Origin of the sequence: Bradyrhizobium erythrophlei, from assembly GCF_900129505.1 — a bacterium.
Classification (GTDB): domain Bacteria; phylum Pseudomonadota; class Alphaproteobacteria; order Rhizobiales; family Xanthobacteraceae; genus Bradyrhizobium; species Bradyrhizobium erythrophlei_D.
The window spans coordinates 71,624-90,429 of record NZ_LT670818.1 but is presented as its reverse complement, the minus strand read 5'-3'; the positions used below and the strand labels follow the sequence as shown (position 1 = coordinate 90,429).

The following is an 18,806-nucleotide window of genomic DNA, read 5'->3' as shown; positions in this document are numbered from 1 at the left end:
GGGGCATGGCGGAAGCCACGCCCCCCACTAAAAGCAAAAACAACTTAAAAGCGGGAGGTTCCAGTCCGATGAGGTCCATAGCGTTCGCCGACTTCCTCATCGGTGTGGGCATTCTGTTCGTGCTTGAAGGTCTGATGTTCGCGGCAAGCCCCGCCTGGATGCGCCGGGCGATGAAGAGCGCGCTGGCGACGCCGGACAACATCTTGCGCGCCGTCGGCATCGGATCGGCGGTCGTCGGCCTGATCCTGATCTGGGTGGTCCGGCGCTAGCTGACCGCCGATTTCGGCCTCTGGCAAAAAATCCAGCGGGATCAACGCCCTCGTGAGTGGCGGCGTCCCGCTTTTTGCCGTATTCAATGGTGCCTATGGGTAGCGAATGTCCGGCTCAAATGCTTGCGCCGAAACCCTGTTCGGGCGCACTGTGGACGTCAAATTCCGCCCCGATTTGCGAGGAGAGAGAGCTGATATGACCGGTGCGATTCCAGCCCTGAGCCATCGCCTGCGTCCCGTGCTGGCCGCGATCTGCCTTGGTGTCGCAAGCCTTGGCGCCACCAGCGTCCTGATGCCCGCGCCGGCGCTGGCGCGCGGGCCCGACGGCATCGCCGACGTGGCCGAGAAGGTGATCGATGCGGTGGTCAACATCTCGACCTCGCAGACCGTCGAAGCCAAGGGTGGTGGGGCTGAGGGCAGGGGCGCGATGCCGCAACTGCCGCCGGGTTCGCCGTTCGAGGAATTCTTTGACGATTTCTTCAAGAACCGCCGTGGCGGTCCGGGCGGTCCGGGCGGCCAGAAGGGCGGCGACCTGCAGCCGCGCAAGACAAACTCGCTCGGCTCCGGCTTCATCGTCGATACCTCCGGCATCGTCGTGACCAACAATCACGTCATCGCGGATGCCGACGAGATCAGCATCATCATGAACGACGGCAGCAAGTTCAAGGCCGAACTCGTCGGCGTCGACAAGAAGACCGATCTCGCGGTGCTGAAATTCACGCCGACCAAGCCTTTGATCGCGGTGAAGTTCGGCGATTCCGACAAGCTGCGCCTTGGCGAATGGGTGATCGCGATCGGCAACCCGTTCAGCCTCGGCGGCACGGTGACCGCCGGCATCGTCTCGGCGCGCAACCGCGATATTTCCTCGGGCCCCTACGACAATTACATCCAGACCGACGCCGCCATCAACCGCGGCAACTCTGGCGGCCCGCTGTTCAACCTCGACGGCGAAGTGATCGGCGTCAACACCCTGATCATCTCGCCCTCCGGCGGCTCGATCGGCATCGGCTTCGCGGTGCCCTCGAAGACGGTGGCCGGCGTGGTCGATCAGCTCCGGCAGTTCGGCGAGCTGCGCCGCGGCTGGCTCGGCGTCCGCATCCAGACCGTGACCGACGAGATCGCCGAGAGCCTCAGCATCAAGCCCGCGCGCGGCGCCCTGATCGCCGGCGTCGAGGACAAGGGCCCGGCCAAGCCCGCGGGGATCGAGCCCGGCGACGTCGTCATCAAGTTCGACGGCAAGGAAATCAAGGAGCCGAAGGACCTGTCGCGCGTGGTAGCCGACACCGCCGTCGGCAAGGAAGTCGACGTCGTCATCATCCGCAAGGGCGCGGAAGAAACCCGGAAGGTCACGCTCGGTCGCCTCGAGGATACCGACAAGGCGGTGCCGGCCGCGGTCAAGAAGGATGAGCCCGCCCCGGAAAAGCCGGTGACGCAGAAGGCGCTCGGCCTCGATCTCGCAACCCTCTCAAAGGACCTGCGTGGCCGCTACAAGATCAAGGACAGCGTCAAGGGCGTGATCATCACCAATGTCGACAGCGCCTCCGACGCCGCCGACAAGCGCCTGAGCGCCGGCGAGGTAATCGTCGAGGTGGCGCAGGAAGCCGTGAGCAACGCCGCCGACGTCAAGAAGCGCGTCGACCAGCTGAAGAAGGACGGCAAGAAATCGGTGCTGCTGCTGGTCTCGAACGCGGACGGCGAACTGCGCTTCGTGGCGCTGAGCGTGCAGTAGCCGCGTACGCCACGTTCATTTGTTATTGCCGGGCTTGACCCGGCAATCCATCGGCTTCGCGTGACTCTTATGAAGATTGATAGATGCCCGGATCAAGTCCGGGCATGGCGGTCAAGCCTGTCCACTGCGTTGATGCCACATGCATCGCGAATGAGTTCAACCTCGATCGCGGCTTGCAAAGGCGGCAAGGCTCGCATCACCGTTTCCCAGACAAACTCAGCTGCGACATCTTCATAGTCGTGGCGATATATGTTTCCAGCCCCTGCCATTTGCTTCCAGCCGATTGTTGGATGCCGAGCCTTCACATCATCCGGCAGGCCGCGCGAAGATTCGGAAATGATTTCCAGCATCGCGTCACGGCATACACGGTCTTGAGGTCGTGGCCGAAGGTAGTGCGGTCAAATCCGGCCGAGAAACTGGTGGCGAGTTCGATGTGATGAAGGATATCGCGAAGCGCGGTATCGGCCGGCTTAGAAGGCATAGATCGCGTCGGCCGTGGCGGCGGGGCGGACATAGGATTTGAGGCTGTCGCGGTTCACGACGTCCACGGGGCCGTCAAACAGGCCCGCGATGTATTCCTTGAGGCCGGCGTAGTCGAATACGGTGAGATGCGCCTCCGGATCGATTTCGACCATGATGTCGATATCGCTGTCAGGACGGCTGTCGCCGCGCGCCACCGAGCCGAATACAGCCGCCCGCCGCACGCCGCGCGCGCGCAGATCGGGTTCGGATCGACGCAAGGTTTCGAGGGCTTCGCTGCTGTTCATGAGGCAGAACATATCACGAAATCCCGGTCAGCGGGAGATCCGCGCTGACGGTGACGTCCCTGCCGCGCTGGGCGTCGGCGCTCCTCGCCGCGCCTCAACCCCCAGGCCGGCATCCGGCAAAAGCAAGGTCGGCGAGGCCTCTAATCGACTTAATCCTCAAACTCGTCCCTTCGATACCCCTGCGCATACAACAGCGCCGTGAGGTCGCCGTAATCGATCCGCGCGGCGGCTGCTGCCGATACCGCGGGCTTGGCGTGATAGGCGACCCCTAAGCCCGCTTGCTGGATCATGCCGAGATCGTTGGCGCCGTCACCGACAACCAGCGTATCGATCTCGTCGAGATCGAAGGATTCGGCGAGTTCGATCAGGGTCGCGAGTTTTGCGGCGCGGCCCAGGATCGGTTCCCTGACCTCGCCGGTGAACTTGCCGTCGCTCACCACGAGTTCGTTGGCGCGGTTCTCCTGAAAGCCGATCCTGGCGGCGACCGTGTTGGTGAACAAGGTAAAACCGCCCGAGATCAGGCAGGTCCAGGCTCCATTGGCGCGCATGGTCGCGACCAGCTCGCGGCCGCCCGGTGTCAGCGTGATGCGCTTCTCCAGCACCTCATCGACCACGCCGACCGGCAAATCCTTGAGCAGCGCGACGCGCTCGCGCAGCGCCGGCTCGAACGCGATCTCGCCGCGCATCGCGCGCTCGGTGATGGCCGAAACATGCGCCTTCAATCCGGCGAAGTCGGCGAGTTCGTCGATACATTCCTGGCCGATCATGGTGGAATCCATGTCGGCGAGAAAAAGCTTCTTGCGCCGCGCCGCCTCGGGCTGCACGACAATATCGATCGGCAGGTCGCCGCGCGCTTGGCGCAGGCGTGCTTCGATGGCGTGAACGTCGCCCTCGGCGACGAAGGGGATATCGACCGCCACTTCGTCGAACAGCCACCGCGCCGGGCCTGCCGAGGGCAAAATGGCGCGCGCGCCGTCTACCACCGTGCTATCGAGCGCGGGGTTGGCGGGATTGCAGATCAGCGTGGCGACGAGAGACATCCGAGTGAATTCACCTGATGACAGCAGCAAGGCGGTGCTTATCGCAGGGCCGACCGCCAGCGGCAAGTCGGCGCTGGCGCTTGCCCTTGCGCAAAAGAACGGCGGCGTCGTCATCAATACCGATTCCATGCAGGTCTACCGCGATCTCCGCATCATCACGGCGCGCCCGACGCCGGAAGAGGAGGCGCAGGTCCCGCACCGGCTCTACGGCCATGTCGACGCGGCGGTGAATTTTTCCGCCGGCAGCTGGGTGAGCGATGCCGCCCGCATGCTGGCGGAAGCGTGCGCGCAAAGAGCCTTGCCGATTTTCGTCGGCGGCTCCGGCCTCTATTTCAAGGCGCTGACGCGCGGGCTGTCGGCCGTGCCGCCGATCCCGCCGGCGATCCGCGAAGCCGTGCGCGCGCGGCTGGAGCGCGACGGCGTCGAGGCGCTGCATGCGCAGCTTGGGCAGCGCGACCCGGTTTCGGCCGAGCGCCTGAAACCGCGCGACCGCACCCGCATCGCCCGCGCGCTGGAGGTGGTCGAGGCCACCGGGCGCTCGCTGACCGACTGGCATCGCGACGGCCTGCCGCCGCTGTTGCCGCCGGGCACGTTCCGCGCGCTGTTTCTCGAGCCCGATCGCGACGCGCTTTACGCGCGGATCGATGCGCGGTTCGACGCGATGCTCAAAGCCGGCGCGCTGGAGGAAGTCGCGGCCCTGGCGGCGCGGCGCCTCGATCCCTTGCTCCCGGCGATGAAAGCTCATGGCGTGCCGGCGCTGATCCGGCATCTGAACGGCGAGATCACGCTGGAGGAGGCGGCCATCATCGGCCGCGCCGATACCCGCCACTACGCCAAGCGCCAGTTCACCTGGTTCCGGCACCAGCTGCCGGAATTCGAATGGGTGAGGCCGGAGGCGGCGGAGGGCTCGCCTCAGACCGTCCTTCCGGGGCGTTCGTGAAACGAGCGAACCCGGGATCTCAAGATTCCCCGACGTGCAATGGCACATCTGAGGTCCGCGCACAGTCGCGTGTCCCGGAATGACCGCGGGGCGTCCGCGCGCATGGCTGAAACCAGCAAATTCGCTCTCGCCGAACGCCCGGAACCGGGCTAACCTCCTCAAGTCGCGCCCAGCAACGCGTTCCCTTGACTTTTTGGGGTTCGCCGCTATGTTCGCGCAACCTTTGGGAAGTCTGAGCGGCCATATGCGTAATAAAATTACCAAACTGCTTATCGTCGTCGTACCCAGGCGCACCGCCGGGGATGGCTGAGGCCATCCACATTCGGGCGGTGTGCATGGGGCCTCTTGGGCCCCTTTTTATTTTCCCAGCTACGAAACCTCTACCTCCAAACCAAAAAGCCGCGTGAGAACAGCGCATCCGGAGCCAGCCATGAGTGAGAAAAGCCACGATCCCAACCAGATAACCGGCGCAGCGATGATCGTCCGCGCCCTGATCGATCATGGCGTCAAGCACCTCTTCGGCTATCCCGGCGGTGCGGTGCTTCCGATCTATGACGAGATTTTCCAGCAGAGCGAGGTCGAGCACATCCTGGTCCGGCACGAGCAGGGCGCCGGCCACGCCGCCGAGGGCTATGCGCGCTCCACCGGCAAGCCGGGCGTGGTGCTGGTGACCTCGGGCCCCGGCGCCACCAACATGGTGACGCCACTGACCGATGCGCTGATGGATTCGATCCCGCTGGTGTGCATCACCGGGCAGGTGCCGACGCATCTGATCGGCAACGACGCGTTCCAGGAATGCGACACCGTCGGCATCACCCGGCCCTCCACCAAGCACAATTGGCTGGTGCGCGACGTCAATGATCTGGCCAAGGTGCTGCACGAGGCGTTCTATGTCGCCAGTACCGGCCGTCCCGGCCCGGTCCTGGTCGACGTGCCCAAGGACGTGCAGTTCGCGGTCGGCACCTATCATCCGCCGCGCAAGGCCGACGTGCACGTGTCCTACGCGCCGCGCGTCAAGGGCGACGCCGCGCAGATCCGCAAAGCGGTGGCGCTGCTCGCCTCCGCCCAGCGGCCGGTGATCTATAGCGGTGGCGGCGTCATCAATTCCGGACCCGAAGCCTCGCGGCTGCTGCGCGAACTGGTCGAAGCCACCGGCTTTCCGATCACTTCCACCCTGATGGGGCTGGGCGCCTATCCGGCGTCCGGCAAGAACTGGTTGGGCATGCTCGGCATGCACGGCACCTACGAAGCCAACATGGCGATGCATGGCTGCGACGTCATGCTGTGCGTCGGCGCGCGCTTCGACGACCGCATCACCGGCCGCGTCGATGCGTTTTCGCCGGGTTCCAAGAAGATCCACATCGACATCGATCCCTCTTCGATCAACAAGAATATCCGCGTCGACGTGCCGATCATCGGCGACGCCGGCAACGTGCTGGGCGACCTGCTGCAGGTGTTCAAGGCCGAGACGAAGAAGCCCGACATCAAGCCATGGTGGCACGAAATCGCGAAATGGCGCGCGCGCAATTCGCTGTCCTACAAGAAGAACAACGATATCATCCTGCCGCAATTCGCGATCGAGCGGCTGTTCGCGGCGACGCGCGGCCGCGACGTCTACATCACCACCGAAGTCGGCCAGCACCAGATGTGGGCGGCGCAGTTCTTCGGCTTCGAGGAGCCGCACCGCTGGATGACCTCGGGAGGGCTCGGCACCATGGGCTACGGCCTGCCGGCGGCGCTGGGCGTGCAGGTTGCCCATCGCGACAGCCTCGTGATCGACATTGCCGGCGACGCCTCGGTGCAGATGACGATGCAGGAGATGTCGACCGCCGTTCAATTTGAACTGCCGATCAAGATCTTTATCCTGAACAACCAGTATATGGGCATGGTGCGGCAGTGGCAGCAGCTGCTGCACGGCAACCGGCTGTCGCATTCCTATTCGGAAGCGCTGCCGGATTTCGTCAAGCTCGCGGATGCGTTCGGCTGCGTCGGCATCCGGGCTGTCAAGCCCGGCGATCTCGACGGCGCGATCAAGGAGATGATCAACGTCAAACGTCCGGTGCTGTTCGATTGCCGGGTGGCGGCGCTGGAAAACTGCTTCCCGATGATTCCGTCCGGCAAGGCCCACAATGAAATGCTGCTGCCGGCGGAAGCCACCGACGAAGCCACCGCCACGGCCTTCGCCGGCGGCAAGGCGCTGGTGTGACGATGACCGAGGTGATCGCAAGCTGCCGGCCGCAAAATCGGCTGTCATCGTCCGGCTTGACCGGACGATCCAGTACGCCGCGGCGTCTCGATCGTGCTCTGGCATCTCTGGAATACTGGATCCCCGCTTTCGCGGGGATGACGAGCGCGCTGCAAGCGGGGAGAGGGATCTCATCGCGTTGGAGGAGGCGCGCCGATGTTTGATCTCCGGCAATTGGAACAGGCTCACGCCATCGTCGGCGCGGCGATGCCGCCGACGCCGGCCTACGCGTGGCCGCTGTTGTCGGAACGGCTCGGCGCGACCGCCATCGTCAAGCACGAGAACCACACGCCGATCGGCGCCTTCAAGGTGCGCGGCGGGCTTGTCTATGTCGATCGCCTCAAGCGCGAACGGTCCGACACCGCGGGGCTTATCTCGGCGACCCGCGGCAATCACGGCCAGAGCCTGGCTTTTGCGGCGAGCCGCTACGGTGTGGCGGTGACGATCTATGTGCCGCATGGCAATTCGGCCGAGAAGAACCGCGCGATGCGCGCGTTCGGCGCCGATCTGGTCGAGCACGGCGAGGATTTCCAGGCCGCCCGCGAGGAGGCCGAGCGCCACGCCCGGCGCGACGGGCTCGAATTCGTGCCGTCGTTCCATCCCGATCTGGTGATGGGGGTTGCCACCTACGCGCTCGAACTGCTGCGCAAGTTCGGGGATATCGACGTCCTCTATGTTCCGATCGGACAGGGATCGGGGATCTGCGGCTGCATCCTGGCGCGGGACCTGCTCGGGCTCGCCACCGAAATCGTCGGCGTGCAGTCGACGGAAGCACCATCCTATGCGCTGTCGTTTGCGGCCGGCATGGTCGTGAGCACGAACAGCAGCAACACGCTCGCCGACGGCATGGCCACGCGCGTCCCCGACCCGGACGCCCTTGCCATCATCCGCAAGGGCGCCTCGCGCATCGTGCAGGTCAGCGACGATGAAGTGGCCGCCGCCATCCGCGCCTACTGGACCGATACGCATAATCTCAGCGAGGGCGCGGGCGCCGCGGCGCTTGCCGCCGCCATGCAGGAAAAGCCAAAGCTCCGGGGCAAGCGGGTCGGCCTGATCCTGAGCGGCGGCAATATCGATCTCGAGCTGTTTCACAGATGGGTCGGGTCGGACATCGCCGTGCCCCAAAGCGTGGCGGTATGAGAATGGCAATCGCTGCGTCACACGTATTGTCATCATCGTCCGGCTTGACCGGACGATCCAGTACGCCGTGGCCGGTGTACTCATCACAGGCACCTGCGACTGCTGGATGCCCGCCAGCGCGGGCATGACGATGAAAGAACGACAAAGGGGACGACGACAATGAACCAGCCCACATCCGCGAACCAGCCTGCATCCGCCTATTTCATGGAAGAGCGCCATCAGCCGACCGAGTCGCATACGCTTTCGGTGCTCGTGCAGAACGAGCCGGGCGTGCTCGCCCGCGTGATCGGGCTGTTTTCGGGGCGCGGCTACAACATCGAGAGCCTGACCGTCTCCGAGACCGAGAACCAGAAGCACGTCTCCCGCATCACCATCGTCACCACGGGTACGCCGATGGTGATCGAGCAGATCAAGCACCAGCTCGACCGCATGGTCCCGGTCTACCGCGTGGTCGACATGACCTTGACCGGCCGCTCGATCGAACGGGAGCTCGCGATGGTGAAACTGCGCGGCACCGGCGAGCACCGGGTCGAGTCGCTGCGGCTCGCCGAGGCGTTCCGCGCCCGGGTGATCGACGCCACCATCGAGAGCTTCGTGTTCGAGATCACCGGCAACTCCGCCAAGATCAACCAGTTCATCGACCTGATGCGCCCGCTCGGCCTGATCGAGGTGTCGCGCACCGGCGTCGCCGCCATCGGGCGTGGGGCCGAGGGGATGTGAATCATGCTGGCGCGCGACTGGTATTACAACGAACGGCGGCGGCTCGGTCTCGATTCCGCGGTGGCCTCGATCTACGACCGCCATGACGACAGCGACCTCCGCGCCCGCGCGGCGCTGACCATGCTCGGCGTGCAGCCGGGCTGGCGGCTGGCCGATATCGGCTGCGGCAACGGTGTGCTCGCCTGCGAGGCGGCGCTGTTGGGCGCCGAGGTCGACGCCATCGATATTTCGCCGGCGATGCTGGCGCTGGCTGACATCCAGGCCAGGGATCGAAAGGTGGCGATCCGCACCCAGCCTGCGGGCCTCCTGAGCTTCGCCTACAAGCCGAATTCCTATGACCTGATCGTCAGCGAATTCACGCTGCATCATCTGCCGGACTTCTGGAAGGCGGTGGCGCTGTCGCGGATCCATGACGCGCTGAAGCCCGGCGCGAATTTCTATCTGCGCGACATCGTGTTTGTCTCTACGCCCGACGGCGTGGAGCGCGATGTCGAACAATGGGCCGATTTCAGCATCAAGAACCACGATTTCAACCGCGGCAGCGTGATGACCCATATGCGCGACGAATATTCGACCTTCGGCTGGGTGATCGAGCGGATGCTGACCGACGCCGGCTTCACGCTGGTCTCGGTCGATTATCACGCGCCGCTGCACGGCACGTACCTTCTGCAGAAACCGAAAACCGGCGGACAGGGCTAGGGACGTCGTCGATGAAGCCTTCCGACGTCGGCGTGGCCGTCATGGTGGCGGTGATCTGGGGGCTCGCCTTTGTGGCGAGCCGGCTGGCGCTCGACGAATTTTCGCCGGCGCTGATGACGGCGCTGCGCTTTGCCATCGCCGCGGTTCCGTGCCTGTTCGTGCGCAAGCCCGACGTCTCCTGGCCGCTTCTGATCGCGATCAGCGGCACGCTGTTTCTCGGACAGTTTTTGGCACAAGCCTACGGTCTTGCTCACGGCGTTCCCGTCGGCCTCACCAGCGTGATCGTGCAGAGCCAGGCGCTGTTCACCATCGCCTTCGCGGTGATCGCATTTGGCGAAATGCCGACGCCGGTGCAGACCCTCGGCATCGGCATCGCCGCAACCGGCCTTCTGATGATCTGCGGCACCGTCGGTTACGACTTCAGCGCCGGTGCCTTTGCGGTCCTGATGATCTCGCCGGTCAGCTTTGCGATCGGCAATCTCCTGCTGCGGCGGGCGCGCGACGTGCCGATGTTCGATCTGTTCGCCTGGCTCTGCCTGGTGCCGCCGCTGCCGTTGCTGGCGCTGGCGCTGGTCGCCGACGGGCCGCGGCCGACCCTGGACTCGCTGATCCATATGTCGCTGACCGGCCTTGCCTGCATGCTGGCGCTGGGCGCGATTTCCACCAGCATCGCCTATTGGCTATGGGGGCGGCTGCTGCGGGATTACACCGCCGCACAGGTGGTGCCGTTCGCGCTTCTGGTTCCGTTTGTCGGCGCCGCCGCCTCGACGCTGGTGTTCGGCGAGCGGTTCGGGCCGTTGCGGCTGGCCGGAATGCTCATCGTGGTATGTGGGATCGCGGTCATGCTGCTGTCGAAGCGGCCGCAGGTCCTGCCCGAGATCGCGTGAGGGGCTGATGTCGCCGTCGCTTTTGGCCTCACCCTATCCGGTCGTCGTGGACGCATGATGATGCCGCACCGCGCCATGCGAGATGAGGGTTTCCCCTGGCGGGAAAAAGCTCTAGACAACGCCGGAAATTCGCGGGCGACCGGCGGTCCCCCCAGCTCAAATGCCTGATTAACCAGCCAATTCTGGCCACCGATGAGGAAACGACCATGCGTGTTTATTACGATCGCGACGCCGACCTGAACCTGATCAAGGGCAAGAAGGTGGTCATCGTCGGCTATGGCAGCCAGGGCCACGCCCACGCGCTGAACCTGAAGGATTCCGGCGTCAAGGACGTCGCCATCGCGCTGCGCAAGGGATCGGGTTCCGCCAAGAAGGCCGAGGCCGCCGGCTTCAAGGTGATGGAAGTCGCCGAAGCCGCGAAATGGGCCGACCTCGTGATGATGCTGACCCCCGACGAATTGCAGGGCGATATCTACCGCGAGCACCTTCGCGACAACATGAAGAAGGGCGCCGCTTTGGTGTTCGCCCACGGCCTCAACGTGCACTTCAACCTGCTCGACCCCCGCGCCGATCTCGACGTGCTGATGATCGCGCCCAAGGGCCCCGGCCACACGGTGCGCTCGGAATACCAGCGCGGCGGCGGCGTGCCCTGCTTGATCGCGATCGCCAAGGACGTTTCGGGCAATGCCCACGACCTCGGCCTCTCCTACGCCTCGGCGATCGGCGGCGGCCGCGCCGGCATCATCGAGACCTCGTTCAAGGAGGAATGCGAGACCGACCTGTTCGGCGAGCAGGTGGTGTTGTGCGGCGGCCTGGTCGAGTTGATCAAGGGTGGCTTCGAGACGCTGGTGGAAGCCGGCTACGCGCCGGAGATGGCCTATTTCGAATGCCTGCACGAGGTGAAGCTGATCGTCGACCTGATCTATGAAGGCGGCATCGCCAACATGAACTACTCGATCTCCAACACCGCCGAATACGGCGAATACGTTTCCGGCCCGCGCATCGTCAACGCCGAGACCAAAAAGGAAATGAAGCGTGTGCTCGATGACATCCAGTCCGGCCGGTTCGCCCGCGACTGGATGCTGGAGAACAAGGTCAACCAGACCTCGTTCAAGGCGACCCGTGCCAAGCTCGCCCAGCACCCGATCGAGGAGGTCGGCGCCAAACTCCGCGACATGATGCCGTGGATCAAGAAGGGTGCGCTGGTCGACAAGACCAAGAACTAGGCTTGATCTCCGGTTGGGGTGCGCGGAAGCGCGCCTTTCGCCGGAACGAAAAATTAAGCGTTGATGGGCATATTCAGGGGCGAGGGCGCGAAACGCGTTCTCGCCTTTCTTATCCGGGCCCAAGAACTGACGCTTCAATCACATTCTTGGTATGAAGCGCCTCATGTGACTTGTTCGAGCCCAAAAATCCTGCAGCTTCAGACTCAAGGCGCGGTTACTTAATCCTCATCCTCGCCCCCTGCATGCGGGTAGCAAGCGCTGCAGCGAGAAGAATTGACGGTTCATGCATATTGTTGCGCGACGCCATTGAGCGCGTGGTCCGGCAGGACGGAAGCCGATCACTCTCCCGCTCCAGACGGTGGAAGGCGGAAGACCTCGCCCCGCTGAAGTCCGGCCTCGGCGCGGTCATCACCGCGCGGCGGTTGTAGCACGGGTGGACGAAAGTGGCGATTACCCCGTCCCAGTCGCTCTTGCATTCGAGCCGCATGTGGTCGCGCATGGTCTGGATTCGGGCCGCGGTCAATTGGTCCATTCGCGCGATTACGACGCACAGTGGCCGGCGCGAGTAAAGAATAGGGGGGCAGGTCCACCGGGCGGCGCAATCAATGGCGCCACCAATATTATGAACGAAATATTAACGATGGGGAGCGACGGTGGGCGCCTGACTGGTGGCGCGGATTCGCGATGCGGGAAATTTATCGAAGGCTGGCCCACTCGCCGGGCTCGTCGCTGACGGCGCTCGGCGTCCTGCTTACGGTTGCAACCGGCGTTCTGTTTTTTGTCGCCGCGGAAGCCCGCTACGCCGACAGGATCGCGGCGGCGAAATCCGATGCGCTGAGCTTTGCCAATATCCTTGCCGAACACACAGTGCTGATATTCGACGATGTCGATCGGGCGCTGGGCCGGGCGGAGGCGATTCGCAGGGCCAGCCTTGAGGGAAGATTCGATTCCGCGGCGGCCAATGCCGCGCTGCGACAGCTGCAAAAGACCTCATCCGTCATTATCGCCATGGGATGGGCCGACGCATCGGGGCAAGTGGTCGCTCACTCCTACGATCAGGCGCCACCGCGTTTCGACGTATCGGATATGCCGCATTTTATCGCCCAGCGCGACAGCGCCGACGATCGGCTGTTTATCGCGCCTCCCTCTCGATCGGTGGCGGACGGCAAATGGTTCACCGCGGCGTCGCGGCGATTGAGCAACGCCGACGGCAGTTTCGCCGGTGTCGTCACCGCACTGCTCGACCAATCCTATTTCACCAAGCTCTATCGCTCCATCGATCTCGGCAAAAGCGGCACGATATTCCTGATGCACCGGGAGGGCCGGTTACTTGCACGCCAGCCCGAGGACAAGGAGGCCGTCGGCAAGTCTCTTGCGGACGCTCCGTTGCTTGCGAGATATCTCCCGGTGTCCGAGACGGGTGCGTACGAGGCAACCAGCGTCGTCGACGGCGTGGCCCGCATCGTCGGCTACAAAGCCGTCCCTGGATTGCCGCTGGCGGTGGCCGTAACCTACGCACGCAGCGAGGTGCTGGCGCCATGGTGGCAAAACCTCTACACGTCCGGCCTGTTCGTCGCTGTTTTTCTCGCGATCATGTTGTCAGGCTCGTTTCTGCTGGTGCGGCGGACCAACGCGCTGGCGCGAACCAATGCGCGCTTCGATGTCGCCATCAACAACATGTCGCAGGGACTTTGCCTGTTCGATGCCGACAAGCGGCGGGTGATTTCGAACAGCCGGTTCCAGACGATGCATGGCCTGCCGTACGAGCTGGTGGTGCCGGGGACGCCGTTGCGCCGGATTCTTCAGCACTACGCCGATCGGGGCGAAGCCGGAGATATTACCATCGATCAAGGCCTCGAATTGATAGCGGCACAACCAAGAGTGAATTGCGAGCGGGCCGACGGCCGCGTGATCGATATTCAGCGCACGGCGACGCCGGATGGCGGCTGGGTCGCGACCCACGAAGACATCACGGTGCAGCGGCGCGCCGAGCAAATGCTGGCCGAGAAAGCCGCCGAACTCGAGGCGACGAACCTGCGCTTCGACGCCGCGCTCAACAACATGTCGCAGGGACTCTGCATGTTCGATGCGGAGCAGAAGGTCGTGGTATCGAATGCGCGCTACGGCGAAATCTATCAGCTCAGCCGCGATCAGACCAAGCCCGGGACGTCGTTGCGTCAGATCCTGGAATACCGTCGCGAGCAGGGCACCAATTTCGGCGTGGCGCCGGACACCTATCTGACGCAAAACGTCAAGGCGGCGCAGGAAGTGCAGGAGCTCGCCGATGGACGGGTGGTCGCGATCGCCCGCCATGCGATGCCGAACGGGGGATGGCTCACCACGCACGAGGACATCACGGATCGGGCGCGCAACGAAAAGCGGATCGCGTTCATGGCGCAGCACGATCTGCTCACGGGCCTTGCCAACCGCGCGCTGTTCTCCGAAAAGCTCGAGGACGCTGTGAAGCGGCTGCAGCGCCATGGCACCAGCTTCACCGTGCTGATGCTCGACCTCGACAAGTTCAAGTCCGTCAACGATACGCTGGGACATGCGGCTGGCGACCAGTTGCTGGTCGAAGTGGCGCAGCGTCTGCGGACGTCGATTCGCGATATCGATGTACTGGCCCGGCTCGGTGGCGACGAATTCGCCATCATCCAGGAAAACGAAAAGAGTCAGGTCGAGGGCGCCGTCGCGCTCGCGCTCAGGATCATCGGCCGGATCGAGCGGCCGTTCGATCTCGGCGGCCAGCAGGTCACCGTCGGCACCAGCATTGGAATTGCTTTCGCGCCGGAGCATGGGACCGACGCCGAGGCGCTGCTGCACAAGGCCGATCTGGCGCTGTACGCGGCGAAATCGGGCGGGCGAAACGCCTTCCGGGTATTCCAGCCCGCATTGACCGAGGCTGCGGACATCCAGCGGTCGATGGAAGGCGAACTGCGCGACGCGCTCGCGCGCAACGAATTCGAACTGCACTATCAGCCGATGGTCGACACCAGGGCGGGCCGCATCTTCGGCGTCGAGGCGTTCGTTCGCTGGCACCATCCATCGCGAGGGCTTCTGGCGCCCGACCGGTTTCTCCCGCTCGCGGAATCGACGGGACTGATGCTGCCGCTCGGGGAATGGATCCTGCGGCAGGCGTGTCTGGATGCCGCCGCTTGGCCGCCGCATATCCGGATCGCCGTCAACGTCTCTGCCGTTCAATTCGGCGGCGGCAACCTGTTCGATCTCGTGCTGGGGGCGCTGGTGGATTCCGGGTTGTCGCCGCTGCGGCTCGAACTGGAAATCGCCGACACCTCACTGCTGCAGAAGGATCAGACCGAACACCTGGCCACCGTCAGGCAGCTGAAGAATCTCGGCGTCTCGATCGTGCTCGACAATTGCGGGGCGGGATACTCCTCGGCGAGCTATCTGACGAGCTTTCCGTTCGACAAGATCAAGATCGACAAGTCGGTGGCGCAGGGTTTTGCCAGCCGGCGCGATTGCGCGGCGCTGGTGGCTTCGGTGCTCGCCTTGACGCGCGGCCTCGATATCGCGACGGCGGCCAAGGGAATCGAGAGCAGCACACAGTACGAGGCATTGCTCGCCGCCGGCGTCGATTACGCGCAAGGTTATCTGTTCGGCCGGCCGGTTCCGCATTCCGAACTTGACCTCGATGCCGTGATTGTATCGGCAAGGAACGTCGCCTGATGGGCGCGCAGGGACATCTGATCGGCGAACTCCAGGACGTGATGGAGAACAGGGATCCATCGGGGCGCGCCGACGTCCTGCGCCGCGTCACCGATCTCTTCATCGATGGTTCCGGCAGGTTCACCGACGACCAGATCGAACTGTTCGGCGACGTCATGAGCCGGCTCGTCGGAACTATCGGGCGTGCCGCCCGCGCGGAATTCGGCAGCCGGCTCGCGTTGGTCTCCGACGCGCCCGCGGATGTCATCCGCATGCTGGCATTCGACGACGCGATCGAAGTGGCCGCGCCGGTGCTGGCGTTCTCGGGGCGGCTCGAAGACGCCGCCCTGGCGGAAAATGCGCGGACCAAGAGCCAGGGCCACCTGCGGGCGATTTCCGGCCGAAGCCGTCTGGCCGAGGCCGTGACGGATATTCTGGTCAAGCGGGGCAACCATCAGGTCGTCGCCGGCGCCGCCGCCAACCCCGGCGCCAGGTTCTCGACATCCGGCATGTCGATCCTGGTCAAGCGGGCGCAGGACAATGGCGATCTTGCGCTGTGCGTCTGGGCGCGCCCCGACATCCCGCGCCAGGATCTGGTCAGATTGTTCGTCCAAGCGTCCGAAATCGTCAAAACAAGGCTCGAGGTGGCCGATCGGCAACAGGCCGCGCTGGTGCGAGCCGCGGTGGCGGAAGCATCCGACGCGATCCAGACCACGGCGCGCGCCGGCTCGAGCCGGCATGCGCAGGCGCTGGCGATGGTGCGGACGCTGCATTCGCTCGGACAACTCGACGAAGCGCGGTTGCTAATGTATGCGCACGAACGGGATTTCGACAAAACCGCCGTCGCGCTCTCGTTGATGTGCGATCTTCCGATCGGGCTGGTCGAGCGCGTGCTGGTTCAGAGCGAACCGGAACAGCTGATCGTCTTGGCCAAGGCCATCGAGCTGTCATGGGACACCGCGAAGGCGTTGCTCGCGCTGCAGGCCGGTCGCGGCGGCGTGGCGAGCGACCGGCTCAACCAATCTCTTGCCGGTTTCTTCCGCCTGCAGCCGAAAACCGCCCGGACCGCGCTTCAGTTGTACCGGCAGCGCGAGCAGGCAAGCCCAAGCCCGCTGCACTATAGAGCAGGATGACTTTTCTTCGAATCGTCATCCCGCTCTATCTTTTTGTTTGAGCATGATCTTTTCGGAAAACCGGTTCCCACTTTTCCGGATCATGCACTAGGGCCTTTCCGTTTCGATCGAACTGAAAACCGGGCTCAGGATGCTTCCCAGCCATTTTTCCAGCGCTTGGATGGCTCCCCTATCCGCGGATCGCCGCATTGGCCTTCTCGGCGGCGGCAGTCATTGCAGCCTTCGCCGTTTTCGCTCCGGAGACCACTTCATTGACGCCAATCATGAAGGCGTCCTGGATAGGCCTCGATTGCGGGTGGAACAGGATCGCCTTGGCGCGGTCGACATCGGCATTTTGCAAGTTGGTCAGCGCCGCCATTGCGGCTTGTTCGCCGAACGTCTTCTTGAAACCCTCGCTCGACCAGGCCGACAGCCGTGTCGTCGCTAGTCCCGCTGCCGCGGTCTGCAGCGAGGTCGCCTTGCTTGTCGCCCACAGCAGGAGCAGGAAAGCTGCGCGCTTGTTTCGGGATTTAGCATTGATGCAGGCCTGCCAGTGCGACATGAAGGGAACGGGTGCGCGACCGTCGGCATGGGGGAAGGGGGCAAAGACAGCCTGCTTCGCGACGCGGCTCCGTGCCGGATTGGAAATGTCCGTGGCAAGGACGCTGGCGTCGATCGCAATTGCCGTCCTGCCCTGAACGAAATCGTTCAACACGTCGTACCATTCATAGTTGCCGACGCCCACCGGCCCGGCCTCGCTGAGTAGCTGTCCGTACATCGCGACGGCTTCGATCGCCTCGGGGCTCGCGAAAGCGGCCTTGTTGTCCTTGACCATGGCTCCGCCATAAGAGAACACGAAGCTCATGGCCGCCGGGGACGAGTTGCCGCTGGCCTGGGCCCGCATGGCCACCCCCGACATCTCGTTGGTCTTCACCGCCTTGGCGGTGGCAAGCAACTCGTCGAAAGTCTGAGGCACCGGCAGGTGCTTGGCTGCCAGCGCACCGCTGTTGATGAACATGGTCACCGCCTCGGAGGTAATCGGGAAGGCGTAGCGTTCGCCGTCCGACCACACCGGAAAGGCTCGGGCGGTCTTGAGGAGGTCGCCCTCGTTATACCAGTCGGGATCGGTCAGCGACCGGTTGGAATAATAGGCGTTCAGCGGCTCGAGCCATCCCGCCGAGATGCCCTGGCCATAGGTCAGGAACATGAATACGTCGGGCGTCCTGCTGCCTCCGGCGAGCTTGATCGGCAGCGCCCCCAGGAACGCGGTTTCCAGCTGGAAGTCGGTGACGACGTCGATACCGGTGAGCTTGGTGAACTGCGGCAGGAGCTGGGCGATCGCGTTCGACCAGGGATGGATCGCGCCCGCGAGCGTGATCGACTGGCCCGCGAATTGTTTCCAGTCGACCGCGGCGCTGGCATACATCGCGGCGGTATCCTCCGCGAAACTCCATCGCAAGGGCATCGCCGTGCCCGACAGGGCTGCTCCGGCCGCGGCAAATCCCTTCACGAGAGTGCGCCGGCTAACCGGCAGTCGACCGTTCAGTGGCTTTCCCCCCGGTGCCATGTGCGTGCTCCCTTTTTGGCGGTCGATCACAACCCGGCAGACCGGATGCCCTCGCGCGACAACTGTAAGGATCCCGGGGCTGGCGCAACCCGTCCGCCTGACAACGTCAGGGATCCGGTCTCACCTATGCGGACTTATCCACGTGTTCTAGTATTCTATCAGTTCCCTCGCGTCCGCACCAGAAGACGTGCCGGTCGCGCCAGCTTCTGAGGACTGATGACCAATGCCGCTCCCCGCGTCACTGCGGACCTCGGGGTTGTTTGGCCCGCTGATCCTGGGGGTCGCGGTGCCTTTGATGCTGCTCGCGGCGAGCGGGTTCCTCGGCATGCGGTATTGGCACCAACAGCAGGCGGCAAGCCACGCGGTCGAGCACAGCCGCCACGTGCTGGACACGCTCGATCGGCTGCGTGCGAACATCGCCGACCTGGAGGTCGAAAGGCGCGGATATCTGCTGACCCTCGATGCAACCTATCTCAAGCACTACGGCGTTTCTGACGAAAGCCTGCGACGGGAAGGCGACGCGCTCCAGAATCTCGTGGCGGACGATCCGTTGCAGAGCCTTCGTGCCGCACACCTGGCGCTGACCGTTTCAGCAAAGCTCCGCGAGATCGACGACGTCGTCAAGACGGCGCACACATCCGGGGCCGATCCGGCGCTGGCGAGGATCGGCACCATGGGCGAGATCCGATCGCAGATCGACCAGATGGTCGATCACGAGCGCTTCCTGCTTGCGGGTTGGGAGACGGGCGCCGACGCGCTCGAACAACGCAAGACGTGGCTCATTGCTTCGGCCGTCGTC

General features: G+C 64.2%; 15 protein-coding genes and 1 pseudogene. 12 read left to right on the top strand and 4 right to left on the bottom strand.

Going from position 1 to position 18,806, the window contains the following annotated elements; all coding sequences use genetic code 11:
• Nucleotides 1-68 precede the first annotated feature (68 nt).
• Together B5525_RS00420 and B5525_RS00415 are read left to right on the top strand one after the other, a co-directional pair.
• The gene (locus tag B5525_RS00420; RefSeq protein WP_079563927.1) at nucleotides 69-269 is read left to right on the top strand and encodes a DUF2065 domain-containing protein; all 201 of its coding nucleotides are present in this window, start codon (nucleotides 69-71) and stop codon (nucleotides 267-269) included.
• A 196-nt stretch (nucleotides 270-465) separates the two neighbouring features.
• A complete protein-coding gene (locus tag B5525_RS00415; protein WP_079563925.1) occupies nucleotides 466-1,998 on the top strand; it encodes a Do family serine endopeptidase in 1,533 nt (510 codons plus the stop codon).
• Nucleotides 1,999-2,090: 92 nt separating this feature from the next.
• On the opposite strand, the gene B5525_RS00410 is transcribed toward B5525_RS00415, so the two are convergent.
• The 3 genes from B5525_RS00410 to serB form a co-directional block, all read right to left on the bottom strand.
• Nucleotides 2,091-2,348: a HepT-like ribonuclease domain-containing protein gene (locus B5525_RS00410; RefSeq protein WP_244567789.1), complete on the bottom strand. Its 258-nt coding sequence runs from the start codon at nucleotides 2,346-2,348 to the stop codon at nucleotides 2,091-2,093.
• A 120-nt stretch (nucleotides 2,349-2,468) separates the two neighbouring features.
• On the bottom strand, nucleotides 2,469-2,777 hold the full coding sequence (locus tag B5525_RS00405; protein WP_244567788.1) for a nucleotidyltransferase family protein: 309 nt from the start codon (nucleotides 2,775-2,777) through the stop codon (nucleotides 2,469-2,471).
• Between the two features lie 137 nt (nucleotides 2,778-2,914).
• Complete coding sequence (serB, locus tag B5525_RS00400) at nucleotides 2,915-3,805, bottom strand: phosphoserine phosphatase SerB (RefSeq protein WP_079563923.1); 891 nt, start codon at nucleotides 3,803-3,805, stop codon at nucleotides 2,915-2,917.
• A gap of 4 nt (nucleotides 3,806-3,809) precedes the next feature.
• Between serB and miaA the strand changes: the two genes are divergently transcribed.
• The 9 genes from miaA (at nucleotide 3,810) to B5525_RS00350 (ending at nucleotide 16,461) form a co-directional block, all read left to right on the top strand.
• On the top strand, nucleotides 3,810-4,745 hold the full coding sequence (gene miaA, locus B5525_RS00395; RefSeq protein ID WP_425305250.1) for a tRNA (adenosine(37)-N6)-dimethylallyltransferase MiaA: 936 nt from the start codon (nucleotides 3,810-3,812) through the stop codon (nucleotides 4,743-4,745).
• Between the two features lie 430 nt (nucleotides 4,746-5,175).
• Nucleotides 5,176-6,951, top strand: a complete 1,776-nt coding sequence (locus B5525_RS00390) for an acetolactate synthase 3 large subunit (protein ID WP_079563920.1) — start codon at nucleotides 5,176-5,178, stop codon at nucleotides 6,949-6,951.
• Nucleotides 6,952-7,146: 195 nt separating this feature from the next.
• Nucleotides 7,147-8,130, top strand: a complete 984-nt coding sequence (locus tag B5525_RS00385; RefSeq protein ID WP_079563919.1) for a threonine dehydratase — start codon at nucleotides 7,147-7,149, stop codon at nucleotides 8,128-8,130.
• A gap of 159 nt (nucleotides 8,131-8,289) precedes the next feature.
• Nucleotides 8,290-8,850: an acetolactate synthase small subunit gene (ilvN, locus tag B5525_RS00380; protein WP_079563917.1), complete on the top strand. Its 561-nt coding sequence runs from the start codon at nucleotides 8,290-8,292 to the stop codon at nucleotides 8,848-8,850.
• 3 nt (nucleotides 8,851-8,853) lie between these two features.
• On the top strand, nucleotides 8,854-9,549 hold the full coding sequence (locus B5525_RS00375; RefSeq protein ID WP_079563916.1) for a class I SAM-dependent methyltransferase: 696 nt from the start codon (nucleotides 8,854-8,856) through the stop codon (nucleotides 9,547-9,549).
• 11 nt (nucleotides 9,550-9,560) lie between these two features.
• The gene (locus B5525_RS00370; RefSeq protein ID WP_079563914.1) at nucleotides 9,561-10,436 is read left to right on the top strand and encodes an EamA family transporter; all 876 of its coding nucleotides are present in this window, start codon (nucleotides 9,561-9,563) and stop codon (nucleotides 10,434-10,436) included.
• Between the two features lie 206 nt (nucleotides 10,437-10,642).
• Nucleotides 10,643-11,662 carry a ketol-acid reductoisomerase gene (gene ilvC, locus B5525_RS00365; RefSeq protein ID WP_079563912.1) on the top strand — a complete coding sequence of 340 codons (1,020 nt, stop codon included), beginning with the start codon at nucleotides 10,643-10,645 and terminating at the stop codon, nucleotides 11,660-11,662.
• Between the two features lie 684 nt (nucleotides 11,663-12,346).
• Complete coding sequence (locus B5525_RS00355; protein ID WP_079563909.1) at nucleotides 12,347-15,349, top strand: bifunctional diguanylate cyclase/phosphodiesterase; 3,003 nt, start codon at nucleotides 12,347-12,349, stop codon at nucleotides 15,347-15,349.
• A complete protein-coding gene (locus B5525_RS00350; RefSeq protein WP_079563908.1) occupies nucleotides 15,349-16,461 on the top strand; it encodes a DUF2336 domain-containing protein in 1,113 nt (370 codons plus the stop codon). Before B5525_RS00355 ends, B5525_RS00350 begins: the two co-directional genes overlap by 1 nt.
• A gap of 169 nt (nucleotides 16,462-16,630) precedes the next feature.
• Here the strand turns inward: B5525_RS00350 and B5525_RS00345 are convergent, their stop codons facing one another.
• Nucleotides 16,631-18,007, bottom strand: coding sequence for an ABC transporter substrate-binding protein (locus B5525_RS00345; RefSeq protein WP_079563906.1), 1,377 nt, complete (start codon nucleotides 18,005-18,007; stop codon nucleotides 16,631-16,633).
• Between the two features lie 223 nt (nucleotides 18,008-18,230).
• Here B5525_RS00345 and B5525_RS47440 point away from each other — a divergent pair.
• Nucleotides 18,231-18,680 (top strand): annotated as a pseudogene (locus B5525_RS47440) (CHASE3 domain-containing protein); the annotation flags it as partial.
• Between the last annotated feature and the right edge of the window lie 126 nt (nucleotides 18,681-18,806).